Below are 14,214 nucleotides of genomic sequence, written 5' to 3'. Positions count from 1 at the left end.
TTCCAATCAGCAGCTAAGCGTGCGGAATTTTCTATCTATTGTTACTTACAGTATATGAGACCTTAGACTATTTAGCAAGTATAAAGAACCTGAGACTATTTTCTTTCCGTCTAGGTCTTTAGATAGTATTATAGACACATTTTCTCGGTCTGTCACCTGTTTTTTTCCAAAATCACATTGATCGTAAACGAATTGGGCAGTCGCTGCGCCCGGCACATCAAAATCGATGAAGGTAAATGAATGCGCTACCGGTATTAATTCATTAAGGGTTTCTTTAATTTCTTTATTGGCCATCATTCCAATAACAAAATCTATTTTCTCTCCAGGGAATTGCTCTTGAACTGTACGTCTCAGCATGGCAGCTGCAGCTGGGTTATGTGCACCATCGAAAAACACACCAGGTGCGACTTCTTCGAACCGATAAGAGAGTTTTGCACAAGCAATTCCTGACTGGATCGCTTCTATTGGTAATTTTAGTTCTGCCATTATAAGTGCTTCTATAGCAACAGCAGCATTGATTGCTTGGTGGGGACCTTTCATCTTTCTAGGTGGTAATGTTATTTGCAAACTTCCACGGAACTGCTCAGGGTTTCCTTCTATCATCTGAAAGTCTTGTCCATAGATCAGTAGTGGACTGTCGACTTCTTTAGCCACTTTTTCTGTTACTTTTTTAGCTTCATATGGGATTTGACCACAAACAGCGGGAACTCCTTTTTTAAATATTCCCGTTTTATGCCACGCGATCTCTTCTATTGAGTCACCAAGGAATCCGACATGGTCTTTAGCAATCGAAGGAATTACGGAAACCGTTGGTGTTATCACATTCGTGCTGTCGAATCTTCCACCCATTCCACATTCAATGAGAACAACATCAGGTTTCAACCGATCAAACGTAACAAATGCCGCCGCCGTTAAAAGTTCGAAGTCCGTTAACATCCCGTCAATCCCGGAATCTTTTAGTGTTTGGAACGATGCTGTTAGTTCTTCTTCAGTTATGTTTTCTCCATTAATTCTGATTTGATCATGGATGTCGATCATCGCTGGAGAAGCAAAAACTCCTGTACTGATCCCAGCTTCGCGCAGGATAGATTCCATGAAACAAATCGTTGAACCCTTTCCGTTCGTGCCTGCGACATGGATTGCCTTCAAGTTTTGTTGTGGTGATCCAAGGAGTTCCATCGCTTTTTCAATCGCTGCCAGTCCTGGTTTAATTTCATCGTCACTCGTAATCTTTACCCGTTTCTTATACTCGTCCAATTTCGGTATCATACCTTTTCCCCACCTTATGCTAAACTTATTGTTAATAGCCTTTGAAAAGGCTTTTCTAAAGAGTATAGCACGAGAAAGAAGGGTTTGAATTGAAGAACTGCTGGATTATTTATAATGGAAGTTTAGTAAATGATAAATTCCGGGATCAGGCGGAACTCATCGAAGAAGCCGCAGTCCGGGCGGGAGTTTCTGCAACAATTTATAAAAATTACGAAGTATTGATGGATGTGACTGCAAAGATTGAATCACCCCTTGATTTCGTCGTATTTTTAGATAAAGATATTGTACTCGCTACCTATTTGAAATCCCTCGGTATCCCTGTATTTAATGATCCAGAAGTGATTGAGCGCTGTGACAATAAAACGAAACAAGCAATTGCACTCGCACATGATGGTGTGCCAATGCCTAGGACGATTGTTGCTCCGAAAGTGTATCCAAACTTTACAATTCGTGATAGTGGCTATTATGAACGTGTTTTACAGGAGCTTGGACTTCCAATGATCATCAAGGAAGCTCGTGGATCGTTTGGGATGAATGTCTATTTAATAGAGACAGAAGAACAATTTTATGAAAAAACGGAGTCTTTGCGTGGTATTGATTATTTATTCCAGGAGTTTATCTCTTCGAGTCGTGGCCGGGATATTCGTGTGAATGTTGTTGGTGGACAGGTTGTTGCTGCGATGTATCGACATTCTGAGACGGATTTCCGTGCAAATATTACGAATGGTGGAAAAGCTGAAACCATTGAGTTAACAACTGCGCAAATCGATATCGCATTACGTGCCGCGAAATCGGTAGGAGCTGATTTTGCTGGAGTGGACCTGTTGTTCGGGGAAAATGAAGAACCATTAGTTTGTGAAGTGAATGCAGCAGCACACATTCGGAATATTTATAATGTCACAGGGATTAATGTTGCCGATGCGATGATTGCGTACATTTTAGAGGTGATTGCATGAAAGGATATATCTATTATGAAGAGGAAGATGCGGTGCGTAATCAGTGGTTTATCGATGAGCTCATCAAAGAAGGTGCTAGTGGTCAACTGGATGTTGAACTGCTTACAAGTGATGCAGCACTTCCGGATGATGCAAAGTTCGTCTTTTATCGAGCCCGCGACTTTGAAAAAAGTCAACAATGGGAACAAGAAGGTATTGTTGTCGTCAATCGGAGTGAAGTAAATCGAGTCGCAAATGATAAGCTTCAAACGTTCCAGCTTGCTGCACTTTTAGGCATTCCTTCGATTCCCACTAGACATCTGGATTGTTCTAAGGATGTTCGTGAGTACCCTATTGTTATGAAAACTACAGATGGACATGGCGGAGCTGAAGTTCATTTATGTGCGACTGAAGCTGAAGTAAATCAATTGATTTCTCGTTATCCAAATCGCCAACTCGTGATGCAGCCATACATTGAGCATAATTCTTCTGATGTCCGACTCTATGTAATTGGGGAAGAAGTTGTGGGAGCAGTTAAGCGGACTGGCGTGGATTCATTTAAGGCGAATGTTGGTTTAGGCGGAACAGCTGAGCAGTTTGACGCCCCCTCTCCTTTACGGGAATTCGCAGTGAAAATTGCCAAGGCGCTAAAAGGTGACTATATCGGTGTGGATTTCATTCAGAATCCTGAAGGCGTCTGGTTGTTGAATGAAATTGAAGACCCTGTAGGTGCACGGTCTCTTTATGAGACAAGTGAATTGAATGTCGCGCGAGAAGTCATGGGACATCTCCATAAAAAACTTTTAAAATCCTTATAAGGTGCTGAGTTAGCACTTTGTAAGTTTTTTTGTTGTTTGGAAGCTTGTTCTCAGATAGTTTGTTGTCTTTGTCCATCACTCCAGGTTGTTTCTCTATCACAATGCTGTTTTTCTCCGACACTTAGCTAAATTTCAGGATATCGAGACACATTTTAAGTTCTTTAAGGGATTAATTGGTAGCGCTTCGCTTGTTTTTTAGAGATTTCGTTGTTGGGTGGATGATCTTCGGTATGAGTTATGATCATTTTCTCTGTTTTATGAGCACATTTCGAGATTTATGATCACTTTTCCAGATTTATGATCACTTTCCTGGCTTTATGATCACTTTTCCAGGTTTATGATCACTTTCCTGGATTTATGATCACTTTTCTAGATTTATGATCACTTTCCTCTGTTTATGATCACTTTCCTCTGTTTATGATCACTTTCCCAGGTTTATGATCACTTTCCTCTGTTTATGATCACTTTTCCAGGTTTATGATCATTCCCATATGTTTATGAGCACTTTCCCAAGCTTATGATCATTCTCCAAAGTTCACGAGCACATCTCCAGCTAGGATCAGTCCCAATGATTAAAACACCTTAACCAAATAAAAAAGGGCTTTCGTTAGAAAGCCCTTCCTCACTTAAATCTCTTTCAGTTCCTCGATACGACGCTGAACGGCAGCTTGTTTTTCGAGATAATCTTGTTCTTTTGCACGTTCTTCGTCAACGACTGACTGTGGTGCTTTGGAAACGAATCGTTCGTTGGACAATTTGCCTTGAACGCGTTTCACTTCGCCTGCCCACTTGTCGAGCTCTTTACCAAGACGTGCGATTTCTTCGTCAATGTTGAGCAAGCCTTCGAGTGGCATGAAGAGCTCTGCACCTGTAACGACTGCAGACATTGACTTGCCTGGCGCTTGAACATCTATGCCAATTTCAAGAGTCTCTGGGTTACAGAACTTCTCGATGTACTGGCTATTCGCTTTCAAGACAGCTGCTGTCGCTTCGTCTTTCGCAGCGATGAACAGTGGTACTTGGCGACTCATAGGTGTGTTCACTTCGGCACGTATTGTACGTACTGCTTTGATGACATCGGTCAATAACTTCATGTGTGTAGAACGTTCTACATTCGTTAAGCCCGCATCAGCGACAGGCCATGCAGCAACTGTAATGGACTCCCCTTCATGAGGCAAGTTCTGCCAAATCTCTTCCGTGATGAACGGCATGAGTGGGTGAAGCAATCGCATCGTATTGTCTAGCACATACGCAAGAACCGAACGTGTCATATGCTTCGCTTTCTCATCTTCCCCATACAATGGCAATTTCGCCATCTCGATGTACCAGTCACAGAAATCATCCCAGATGAAGTTATAAAGCGCTCGACCGACTTCACCGAACTCATAGCGATCTGACAACTTTGTCACGGAGTCAATTGTTTCGTTGAGACGCGTCAAAATCCAGTCATCTGCAACAGAACGTTCTCCTGACAAATCGATTTCTTCATATTTCAAGCCTTCCATGTTCATCAATGCGAATCGGGAAGCGTTCCAGATTTTATTGGCAAAGTTCCAGATTGCTTCAACTTTTTCAGTTGAGTAACGAAGATCTTGACCTGGTGATGAACCCGTTGCTAGGAAGTAGCGCAGTGCATCGGCACCATACTGGTCGATGACATCCATCGGATCCACCCCGTTACCGAGTGATTTCGACATTTTGCGGCCGTCTTCTGCACGAACCAATCCGTGAATCAATACATCTTTGAATGGACGCTGATCTGTAAACTCGATGCCTTGGAAAATCATGCGAGACACCCAGAAGAAGATAATGTCATACCCTGTAACAAGCGCATCTGTTGGATAGTAACGTTGGAACTCAGAGTCTTCCGTATCCGGCCACCCCATCGTCGAGAACGGCCATAGTGCAGATGAGAACCACGTATCGAGTACATCGTCTTCCTGATGCCAGTTTTCGATGTCTGTAGGTGCTTCTTCACCAACAAAAACTTCACCAGTTTCGTTATGATACCAAGCTGGAATACGATGTCCCCACCATAGTTGACGGGAAATACACCAGTCGTGAACGTTTTCCATCCATGTTAAATACGTTTTCTCGAAACGGTCCGGAACGAATGTCACTTTACCTTCGGCTTTTTGCAGTTCAATCGCCTTTTCAGCAAGAGGCTGCATTTTCACGAACCACTGTGTAGACAAATACGGTTCTACAACAGCACCGCTACGCTCAGAATGACCGACCGAGTGATTATGTTCCTCAATTTTGAAGAGCACGTCCATATCTTGTAGGTCTTTAACGATTGCTTGGCGGCATTCAAAACGGTCCATCCCTTCGTATTTACCGGCTAATTTGTTCATTGAACCGTCCTCATTCATTACAAGAACGCGTGGTAAGTCATGACGATTTCCGATTTCAAAGTCGTTCGGGTCATGTGCAGGTGTAATTTTAACCGCGCCACTTCCGAAGTCCATTTCTACGTAGTCATCTGCAACAATCGGAATTTCACGGCCAACAATTGGCAATTTCACAGTTTTGCCGATTAAGTGCTGATAGCGCGTGTCTTCAGGATGCACAGCAACAGCAGTATCCCCGAGCATCGTTTCTGGGCGAGTTGTCGCAATTTCGATACTTCCAGTTCCATCTGCAAGGGGGTATCGCATATGATAGAAAGCACCCGCTACATCTTTATGGATTACTTCGATATCGGACAATGCTGTTTTCGTGGCAGGGTCCCAGTTGATAATATATTCGCCGCGGTAAATTAAGTCTTTTTCATATAACTTGACGAACACTTCACGCACGGCACGTGAAAGTCCTTCATCTAACGTGAAACGCTCGCGTGAGTAATCCAGTCCTAGACCAAGCTTAGACCATTGCTCACGAATATGACCGGCATATTCATCTTTCCATTTCCATGTCTCTTCCAGGAATTTTTCGCGTCCTAGATCATAGCGTGTTTGCCCGTTAGCGCGTAGTTTCTCTTCCACTTTCGCTTGTGTCGCAATACCCGCGTGGTCCATTCCTGGTAACCACAATGCATCATACCCTTGCATTCGTTTCATACGAGTCAAGATATCTTGTAGCGTCGTATCCCAAGCATGGCCCAAGTGCAATCTACCTGTCACGTTCGGTGGTGGAATTACAATCGTATACGGCTCTTTCCCACTCTCAGGCTGAGCTTTAAAATACTCACCCTTCAACCACCATTCATAACGATCTCTCTCAATCGCTTGCGGATCATACTTAGTCGGCATCTCCAACTGCTCTTTTTCTGTCATAACAATTCCTCCTCACAATAATAAACACGCAACCAGATAACTTTTGTTTTACCATTCTCGTTGATTAGAGCAGGCGACGGATACTAAGGAAGGTTCAATCCTAGTTACAACCTAAATCCTATAATCCCGTATCCGCCTGCAGCGCAAATCAACTTGCATGTTTGATGAAACACAAAAAACCCCTTCGTCGTTAAAGGACGAAGGAGTTAGTTCGCGGTACCACCTTTATTCGCAACTGTGCAAAAAGCGCACGTTGCCTCAATGGAAATAACGGCTTCTAACCGGCTTTCGCTACTTGCCAAAAACGTTCACGAAAACTGCTGACGGGTGACTTTCAAACTGTCGACAATAGGTCCTTGCACCATCCGGACCCTCTCTACAATAGTCGACCGATCTACTCTCCCGCTAAACGCATCACTATCCTGTTTCCAATAGTTTACCGGATGTATAGCGTACCCGTCAAGCCCGCTGTGAAAGGATGGTGTTATGAGAAGAGGCTACAACCCTTATTTACTTCCGCCATGGCTTAGAAGATGCCGATTTTACGGTAAAGTAATCATTATTCCAATTTCCTGTTTTCAGCTCATCCGACTTTTAATCATTCCGACAACAGGAGACTTTTTACTTTTTTGCTTTCTTTGTGGAGGATGCTTCCTATTCCACAAAAACATCATTTAGTCGGAAGGACGTCACCGTGACATCATCTTCTAAATCGCTGATGAACGCGAGCATTTCATGATCTTCCGAATAGGCTAGGGTAGTTTCAACCTGGTTCACACTAGAACTATCCAAACCTGCAGTAACAGCTGCAGTCGTTGTTTGTGGCTCTGCCTGTTCACCGCCTACTGTAGTATTCTTAGCTACGGCTTCTACTTCAGCCAATTTAGCTTCAACCGTCCACATGACGGTAAGAGCCCCATCATCCGTTGCAGTTGCACTAGCATCGATCACAGTCGCTTTAAGTTGTCCGTCCTCATTCGTCGGTAGATCCACTAGCAGCGGTACGGCATACTCAAAATAACCGGATTTTTCTTGAACGTCCACATCATCGATTAAAATTGCATCTGAATCTAGAGCTGCTTCTTGACCTTCACCGTCAAATCCAACATTCGCAGCTACATGATAAATCCCGGAAAGTCGAACAGCATCTTCAGTCTGATGCTCTGTATATCCTGCGGTCACTTTCACTTCTTGTGCAGAAACTGCTTTCCCGTATTCTGCAGGAAACTGAAACGTCTCCGTTAATGTCCACTGTGTTGGCTCCATTGTTCTGCCGCCTCCTTTTATACGTTAGAGTATATGACGGACATACACGTAACAGAACAAACGTCCAAAGAAAAACAGCCTTTCCAAAGAGAGTACTCTTCGAAAGGCTGTTTGTGTTTTATTTTTTCAACTGACTAAATACCTTATGGAATGCATCTACTGTTTTCGAAATATGCTCTTCGGTATGGGCAGCAGAAAGGAACATTCCTTCAAACTGGGAAGGCGGTAGGAAGATGCCTTCTTCAGCCATCAACCGGTAGTATTCAGCAAATAACGCTAAATCGGAAGTCTTCGCAGTTTCGTAATCGATAACCTCTTCATTCGTGAAGAAGAAACCAATCATCGATCCGGCACGGTTCACTGTATGTGGAATTCCGTTCGCACTTGCTGCTTCGCGGAATCCTTTTTCAAGCTGATCTCCGAGTTTCATGAAGTGCTCATAAGAAGCCGAATTCAATCGTTTTAATGTCTCGATTCCAGCAGTCATGGCAAGCGGATTCCCTGACAAGGTTCCAGCCTGATAAACCGTTCCAGCAGGGGCAATATGCTCCATAATTTCACGTTTACCACCGTAAGCACCTACAGGAAGTCCACCACCGATTACTTTACCAAGGCACGTCAAGTCTGGTGTTATACCGAAATGACCTTGAGCACAATTGTAACCAACGCGGAAACCAGTCATGACTTCATCAAAGATGAGCATTGTACCGTTTTCTTCCGTCAACTTACGCAGTTCTTCTAGGAAACCTGGAAGCGGTGGCACAACGCCCATGTTTCCTGCAACTGGCTCCACAATTACCCCAGCGAGATCGTGGCCATACTCGTTAAATGCGACGCGTAAGCTTTCCAAGTCGTTATAAGGAACAGTGATCGTATTTTTCGCAACTCCTTCAGGAACTCCAGGGCTGTCTGGAAGACCAAGTGTCGCAACACCAGATCCTGCTTTAATAAGCAATGAATCCCCGTGTCCATGGTAACACCCTTCGAATTTCAAAATGAGATTACGCTTCGTATATCCACGCGCAAGACGTAGTACACTCATCGTCGCTTCCGTACCTGAAGACACCATGCGCACCATTTCAATTGACGGCACGCGGTCGATGACGATTTCAGCAAGTTCGTTTTCTAGCAATGTCGGTGCTCCAAAACTGGAACCTTTCACTGCTACTTCCTGAATCGCAGATACAACCCCCTCTTCAGCGTGACCTAAGATTAGCGGACCCCACGACAATACGTAATCGATGTACTCATTGCCATCGATATCTGTAATAATCGCTCCTTTACCACTTTCCATGAAAATCGGATCCATATTGACCGATTTGAACGCGCGGACAGGTGAGTTCACACCACCAGGCATAAGATCTACAGCTTTACGGAATGCTTGCTTGGATTTTGTATAGTCCCTCATTTTGCCCCCTCCAACCAACGAGCGGCATCTTTCGCGTGATACGTCATGATCAGATCGGCACCCGCACGTTTCATACTAGTCAACGTTTCGAGCACAATACGCTGTTCATCCACCCAGCCATTGAGTGCAGCAGCTTTGACCATCGCGTATTCTCCACTAACATTATAGGCAACCATAGGAAGCAATGTATTGTTTTTGACATCTCTTAAAATATCCAAGTATGACAACGCAGGTTTAACGATCAAGAAATCAGCACCTTCAGCGATATCCGACTCCGCTTCACGCAACGCTTCCATGCGGTTAGCAGGATCCATTTGATAGGCTTTCCGATCACCGAACTGAGGTGTAGAATCCGCAGCATCACGGAATGGACCATAATATGCAGATGCGTACTTCACAGCATAGGACATAATTGGAATCTCTTCGAAACCAGCTTCGTCCAAACCTTCGCGAATCGCAACGACGAAACCATCCATCATATTGGACGGTGCAATGATATCAGCACCAGCATTCGCTTGAGATACAGCGGTCTTCACAAGCAAGTCAAGAGAAGGATCATTCAGTACGCGTTCACCCTCGATTACACCACAATGTCCGTGATCCGTATATTCGCATAGACACGTATCCGCAACAACAATTAACTGTGGATGACGTTTTTTTGCCAATCGGATTGCTTCCTGAATAATTCCGTGGTCGTGATAAGCACCACTACCCACAGCATCTTTTTCAGTTACCACGCCAAAAAAGATGACAGAAGGAATTCCTAAGGCAACTACCTCATCGAGCTCTTCACTTAGTAAATCCATGGAATGCTGGTAGATACCAGGCATTGAAGGAATTTCGTTTTTTACATTCTCGCCTTCAATTACGAAAATCGGATAAATAAAGTCCGTTGCTTGCAGTTGTGTTTCACGAACCATTGCACGCATTCCAGCAGTGCTACGAAGCCGACGGTGCCGGCGGAAATTCAAGTTATTCATCAGTTAGTTCCTTCCTTTCGACTCGGCAAGTGTTCGCACGAGTTCAGGTAATGTATACGTTTCAGGCATCGCATGGACAGGTGCTCCTATTTCACGAAGCGCCCGCTCTGTAATATGCCCGATTGCACCAATTGTAAAGCCTGTCCACCCAATTTCAGGCGCAACACGTTCTGTAAAAACGGTGACCGCTGAAGGGCTTGCAAACAATATCGAAACTGAAGCTTTGTCTTTCACTAATTTTACAATTCGATCGGCTGAAGATATCTCAGGAAGTGTCTCGTAAACGGTCCACTCATCGACAGTTAACGAAAGCTCAGTTGAAATGAGCGTCCCTGCTAAATTGCCTTTGATGAATAATGCATGAAGTGAGTCCCCTTCAGGGTTAAACTGCTTAACGAAAACATCCGCACTGAATACTTCAGGAATAAAATCCACCTGGAAGCCGATTCGCTCAAGAGCTTGTGCAGTTCTATCTCCGACAGCTGCAACATTCAACGTAAAGTCTTCTGCATTCATTCCGTAACGCATCAGCTTTTGCTGAAACGCAGTCACCGCACTTTGGCTCGTGAAAATCAGCCAATCGTAGGCTTGCGCATTTACCAAACATTTATGTTCCTCAGCTGATACCCGCTCATCCGTCCGAATAAGTGGGTATGATACCGGAGTACCTCCAAGTTGCTTCACGAGCTCATAAGGTTCATCAGATTTTTTTGTGCTCGTAAAAATTACGGTTTCACCTTCTAATGGTAGCTTATTGACCATCCATCTCAGCCTTCACTCGTTGAATGACTTCTGCTGCTCCTTCTTTACGCATAACGTCTGAAACAATTTTGCCCACTTCAACAGGTGATTCAGCTTTTGCCGTATGACGATATACCTCTGAACCATCTGGCGCAGCGATGAAGCCTGTCAATTCAATCCCGTCAGCCTTCTGTTGAGCAAAGCCGCCAATAGGAACTTGACATGAGCCATCCATCTCACGTAGGAATGTACGCTCAGCCTCTACTTCTTTAAACGTTTGTTCATCATTCATTTTAGCGAGTTCTGCAAGGAGTTCTGCGTCGTCAGAACGACATTCAATAGACAATGCTCCTTGACCAACCGCAGGGATACAATCTTCCAAACTCATGTATTCCGTAACGATATCTTCACTCCAGCCCATTCGTTTAAGGCCGGAAGCAGCTAGGATTATCGCATCGTATTCACCATCTTGCATTTTCTTCAAACGTGTATCGATATTGCCGCGAATCCATTTAACTTCAAGATCTGGTCGAAGCAATAATAACTGTGAACTTCTACGCAAACTAGATGTACCCACTACTGCTCCTGCAGGGAGTTCAGTGAAAGAGATGTTGTTAGTTGAGATGAATGCATCCCGTGGATCGACGCGTTTTGGAATACAGCCAACGATGAGTCCTTCTGGTAAAACGGAAGGCATATCTTTCATGCTATGTACGGCAAAGTCGATTTCTTTGTCGAACAATGCTTGCTGAATTTCTTTTACAAATAGTCCTTTACCGCCGACTTTTGAGAGCTGGACATCTACAATGCGATCTCCTTTTGTTACGATTTCTTTCACTTCAAAGTCAAACGGAACACCCAGTGCTTTCATTTGATCGATAAACCAATTCGTTTGTGTTAACGCAAGCTTGCTTCTCCGTGAACCGACAATTATTTTTCTCAATATAATCTTCCTTCCCTAGTTGAATGAACTGTAATAAATAGATACATGACTTTACTACCTTATAGCCAAAAATGGAATTGCGATAGTTTACTGCCCAAAAAGAAATTAATAATGATCAAAACAAAAGCAAAAATAGTTGCCCATGCAAAATCGGTGGCTTTAATCTTCCCACTTCTGTTGAAGAACAGTAATGCGCTGTAAACGATAATTAACAAGAAAGAACCGATGATCTTAAAGTCAACTAACGTCCAATCGGATAGCGCCGTATACGCCCATTGGATGCCTAAAATCAAACTGACGAGAAGCACAGGTATTCCAATATAGATAGCCACTTTCATGCCCGTCATAGCATGTTGTAACGAGGGCAACCGATTGAATTGCGAAGTAAACTTCTTCTTCTTCAATAAGTTATAAACGAGTAAATACAGAATCGCGAATACAAATGCCATTGTAAAGGCTGCGTAAGAAAAAATCGCAAAGGTAATATGGATGAACAACAGTTCCGAGACGAGAGAATCCCCCACTCCTGAAGTATCCATTTGAACAGGCGCAAAAATATGAATGGTCATAAAACTAAACGCTATGATATTCAATATGAACCCTGCATAGCTAGATCGATATTTGAGTTGAATACCAAGGGACAACCCAATGAGAATCCAGGCAAAGAAATAGACCCCCTCATAAAGAGACAAGACGGGTATATGTTTCGTCATAATGATTGCTTGCACCAAGAAACAAGTTTGCAAAACAAAAACAATAACAGTCAGCCAAAATGCACTTCTTTGTGCACGTGTATCTCTGTTTAAAAAGTCTACAAAATAAAAAACAAGGCTAACGGCATAAAGAATAAGCATTCCTTCTTGTAGCCGCGCCATCGTCAAGTCAACCATAGGCTACCCTCTGCCTTTCTGTCAAAAAAGCCACTTCCGCATCGACCGTCTAGAGAAGCGGGATGGGAAATGACTTTGTTGGAGCACACTCAATATGTCAAATCAGGTTGTAACCCGGAATTTTTGGAAGCTCCGGCTCCCTGTTCCGCTTTTTGCTGCTGCATCTGAAGATTCTTTTCTTGTTCAACTTCTTCTTCAATACCAAAAATGGATTGGAATAACTCCAGTTTTTCTGATGATTTTGTGTCAGTAGCAAATTCCTTCGCTTGCAAAATAGGATCTTTTAACAACTGGTTAATAATCGATTTCGTATGCTTGCTTAACACTTTTTTCTCACGATCTGTAAGATCAGGCATTTTGTTCTCAATACTCGCCATAGTTTCCGCTTGAATACTGAGCGCTTTCTTCCGTAAAGCGGTAATCACTGGCACAACGCCAAGCGTTGCAATCCAATCTTTGAACATGATCACTTCGCTATGGATAATTGTGCGAATTTCTTCAGCAGCCTCTTTCCGTTGTGATAGGTTCGCTTCCACAATACCTTGCATATCGTCTATATCGTATAAGAACATATTCGGTAAATCACCGATACGCGGATCCATATCACGAGGTACAGCAATATCAACTAAGAACAGTGGACGACCTTTTCGTAAACGCTCCACAAATTGCATGAGTTCGTAGTCAATAACATACTCTTTTGAGCCCGTACTGCTAATTAAAATATCCACATCGAGTAATGTACATTGTAATTCCTTAAGCGATTTGGCGTAACCGTCAAACTTCATTGCCAATTCTTCCGCCTTAGAGAACGTACGATTGAGAACTGTGATTTTGCCAACACCACTGCCTTGCAGGTTTTTAATTGTCAGTTCACCCATTTCACCCGCACCTAAAATCGCAATGTGCTTGTGCTTTAACGAACCGAAAATCTTTTTCCCAAGCTCAACAGCTGCATACGAAACAGAGACTGCATTTTCGCCAATTGCCGTTTCAGAATGAGCTCGCTTAGCGACAGTGATGGCTTGTTTGAACAACTCATTAAAAATCGTACCTGTCGTACCAATTTCCTGAGCTTTTAAGAAGCTTGTTCTCACTTGCCCGAGGATTTGCGTTTCACCGAGAACCATCGAGTCGATTCCTGAAGCGACTGACATTAGGTGTTCAATCGCATCGTCCTCTTCTTTAATGATTAAGTGATTCGTAAACGATTCCAACGGAAGGTCGAACCATTCCGCTAAAAAGTTTTTCACATAATAACGTCCAGTATGGAGCTGATCCACGACAGCGTATATCTCTGTCCGATTACACGTTGAGACGATAATATTTTCTAAAATACTTTTAGTTGATTGAAGAGTTTCCATAGCGTGCGGCAGATCAGATTCGTTAAACGAAAGTTTTTCTCTGATCTCTACCGGCGCTGTCCTGTGATTGACCCCAATAGCGAGTATTTTCACTAGGTGCTCACACCTTTCGCGTCTATTTCCTGCTCATAAGTATAGCACAACCTGTAATGAGTGAATCCTTTATTTATGAACATCATATGAACGACACGGCTTTTGTGCCCCTCTTTATAATTATTATAATGTAAATCCATTCAAGATACCACTAGTATGTTTGAAGGCCAAACTTATTCCTTTACCCAATTCTAAAACAGCATAACAAGAAGCAGAGAGCAACACATCCTCTGCT

General features: G+C 43.3%; 11 protein-coding genes and 1 other annotated feature. Of the genes, 2 read left to right on the top strand and 9 right to left on the bottom strand.

The features are described from left to right. Positions 1 to 45 precede the first annotated feature (45 nt). A complete protein-coding gene (locus DVB69_RS09915) occupies positions 46 to 1,269 on the bottom strand; it encodes a bifunctional folylpolyglutamate synthase/dihydrofolate synthase (RefSeq protein WP_116018954.1) in 1,224 nt (407 codons plus the stop codon). Positions 1,270 to 1,358: 89 nt separating this feature from the next. Between DVB69_RS09915 and DVB69_RS09910 the strand changes: the two genes are divergently transcribed. Both DVB69_RS09910 and DVB69_RS09905 read left to right on the top strand, forming a co-directional pair. Next, entirely contained in the window at positions 1,359 to 2,225 is an 867-nt protein-coding gene (locus tag DVB69_RS09910; RefSeq protein WP_116018953.1) for an ATP-grasp domain-containing protein, read from the top strand. After that, a complete protein-coding gene (locus tag DVB69_RS09905; protein ID WP_116018952.1) occupies positions 2,222 to 3,022 on the top strand; it encodes an ATP-grasp domain-containing protein in 801 nt (266 codons plus the stop codon). The genes DVB69_RS09910 and DVB69_RS09905 overlap by 4 nt, the downstream gene beginning before the upstream one ends. 626 nt (positions 3,023 to 3,648) lie before the next feature. Here DVB69_RS09905 and DVB69_RS09900 read toward each other — a convergent pair. The 8 genes from DVB69_RS09900 to hemA all read right to left on the bottom strand — a co-directional run bounded on the left by DVB69_RS09900 (position 3,649) and on the right by hemA (position 13,979). After that, entirely contained in the window at positions 3,649 to 6,297 is a 2,649-nt protein-coding gene (locus DVB69_RS09900) for a valine--tRNA ligase (RefSeq protein WP_116018951.1), read from the bottom strand. A gap of 190 nt (positions 6,298 to 6,487) precedes the next feature. Further along, positions 6,488 to 6,716 (bottom strand) — a binding site (T-box leader). Positions 6,717 to 6,951: 235 nt separating this feature from the next. Continuing rightward, positions 6,952 to 7,563: a hypothetical protein gene (locus DVB69_RS09890; protein ID WP_116018949.1), complete on the bottom strand. Its 612-nt coding sequence runs from the start codon at positions 7,561 to 7,563 to the stop codon at positions 6,952 to 6,954. Positions 7,564 to 7,681: 118 nt separating this feature from the next. Next, positions 7,682 to 8,971 (bottom strand): glutamate-1-semialdehyde 2,1-aminomutase, encoded by a 1,290-nt coding sequence (gene hemL / locus DVB69_RS09885; protein WP_116018948.1) that lies wholly within the window; start codon positions 8,969 to 8,971, stop codon positions 7,682 to 7,684. Beyond that, positions 8,968 to 9,951 carry a porphobilinogen synthase gene (hemB, locus tag DVB69_RS09880; protein WP_116018947.1) on the bottom strand — a complete coding sequence of 328 codons (984 nt, stop codon included), beginning with the start codon at positions 9,949 to 9,951 and terminating at the stop codon, positions 8,968 to 8,970. The genes hemL and hemB overlap by 4 nt, the downstream gene beginning before the upstream one ends. 3 nt (positions 9,952 to 9,954) lie before the next feature. Further along, positions 9,955 to 10,713 (bottom strand): uroporphyrinogen-III synthase, encoded by a 759-nt coding sequence (locus DVB69_RS09875; protein WP_116018946.1) that lies wholly within the window; start codon positions 10,711 to 10,713, stop codon positions 9,955 to 9,957. Continuing rightward, positions 10,703 to 11,635 carry a hydroxymethylbilane synthase gene (gene hemC, locus DVB69_RS09870; protein WP_116018945.1) on the bottom strand — a complete coding sequence of 311 codons (933 nt, stop codon included), beginning with the start codon at positions 11,633 to 11,635 and terminating at the stop codon, positions 10,703 to 10,705. The genes DVB69_RS09875 and hemC overlap by 11 nt, the downstream gene beginning before the upstream one ends. Before the next feature lie 59 nt (positions 11,636 to 11,694). After that, entirely contained in the window at positions 11,695 to 12,525 is an 831-nt protein-coding gene (locus DVB69_RS09865; RefSeq protein ID WP_116018944.1) for a cytochrome C assembly family protein, read from the bottom strand. A gap of 89 nt (positions 12,526 to 12,614) precedes the next feature. After that, positions 12,615 to 13,979, bottom strand: coding sequence for a glutamyl-tRNA reductase (gene hemA / locus DVB69_RS09860; protein WP_116018943.1), 1,365 nt, complete (start codon positions 13,977 to 13,979; stop codon positions 12,615 to 12,617). Positions 13,980 to 14,214 lie beyond the last annotated feature (235 nt).

The sequence above is a fragment of the Sporosarcina sp. BI001-red genome (assembly GCF_003384035.1).
Lineage (GTDB): Bacteria > Bacillota > Bacilli > Bacillales_A > Planococcaceae > Sporosarcina.
This window is presented reverse-complemented; position numbering and strand designations above follow the sequence as displayed.

What these genes read in the sequence shown, in the direction of transcription:
- DVB69_RS09915 (WP_116018954.1), bottom strand. Translation starts at nt 1,269, where the DNA reads ATGATACCGAAATTGGACGAGTATAAGAAACGGGTAAAGATTACGAGT.
- DVB69_RS09905 (WP_116018952.1), top strand. Translation starts at nt 2,222, where the DNA reads ATGAAAGGATATATCTATTATGAAGAGGAAGATGCGGTGCGTAATCAG.
- DVB69_RS09900 (WP_116018951.1), bottom strand. Translation starts at nt 6,297, where the DNA reads ATGACAGAAAAAGAGCAGTTGGAGATGCCGACTAAGTATGATCCGCAA.
- DVB69_RS09890 (WP_116018949.1), bottom strand. Translation starts at nt 7,563, where the DNA reads ATGGAGCCAACACAGTGGACATTAACGGAGACGTTTCAGTTTCCTGCA.
- hemL (WP_116018948.1), bottom strand. Translation starts at nt 8,971, where the DNA reads ATGAGGGACTATACAAAATCCAAGCAAGCATTCCGTAAAGCTGTAGAT.
- hemB (WP_116018947.1), bottom strand. Translation starts at nt 9,951, where the DNA reads ATGAATAACTTGAATTTCCGCCGGCACCGTCGGCTTCGTAGCACTGCT.
- DVB69_RS09875 (WP_116018946.1), bottom strand. Translation starts at nt 10,713, where the DNA reads ATGGTCAATAAGCTACCATTAGAAGGTGAAACCGTAATTTTTACGAGC.
- DVB69_RS09865 (WP_116018944.1), bottom strand. Translation starts at nt 12,525, where the DNA reads ATGGTTGACTTGACGATGGCGCGGCTACAAGAAGGAATGCTTATTCTT.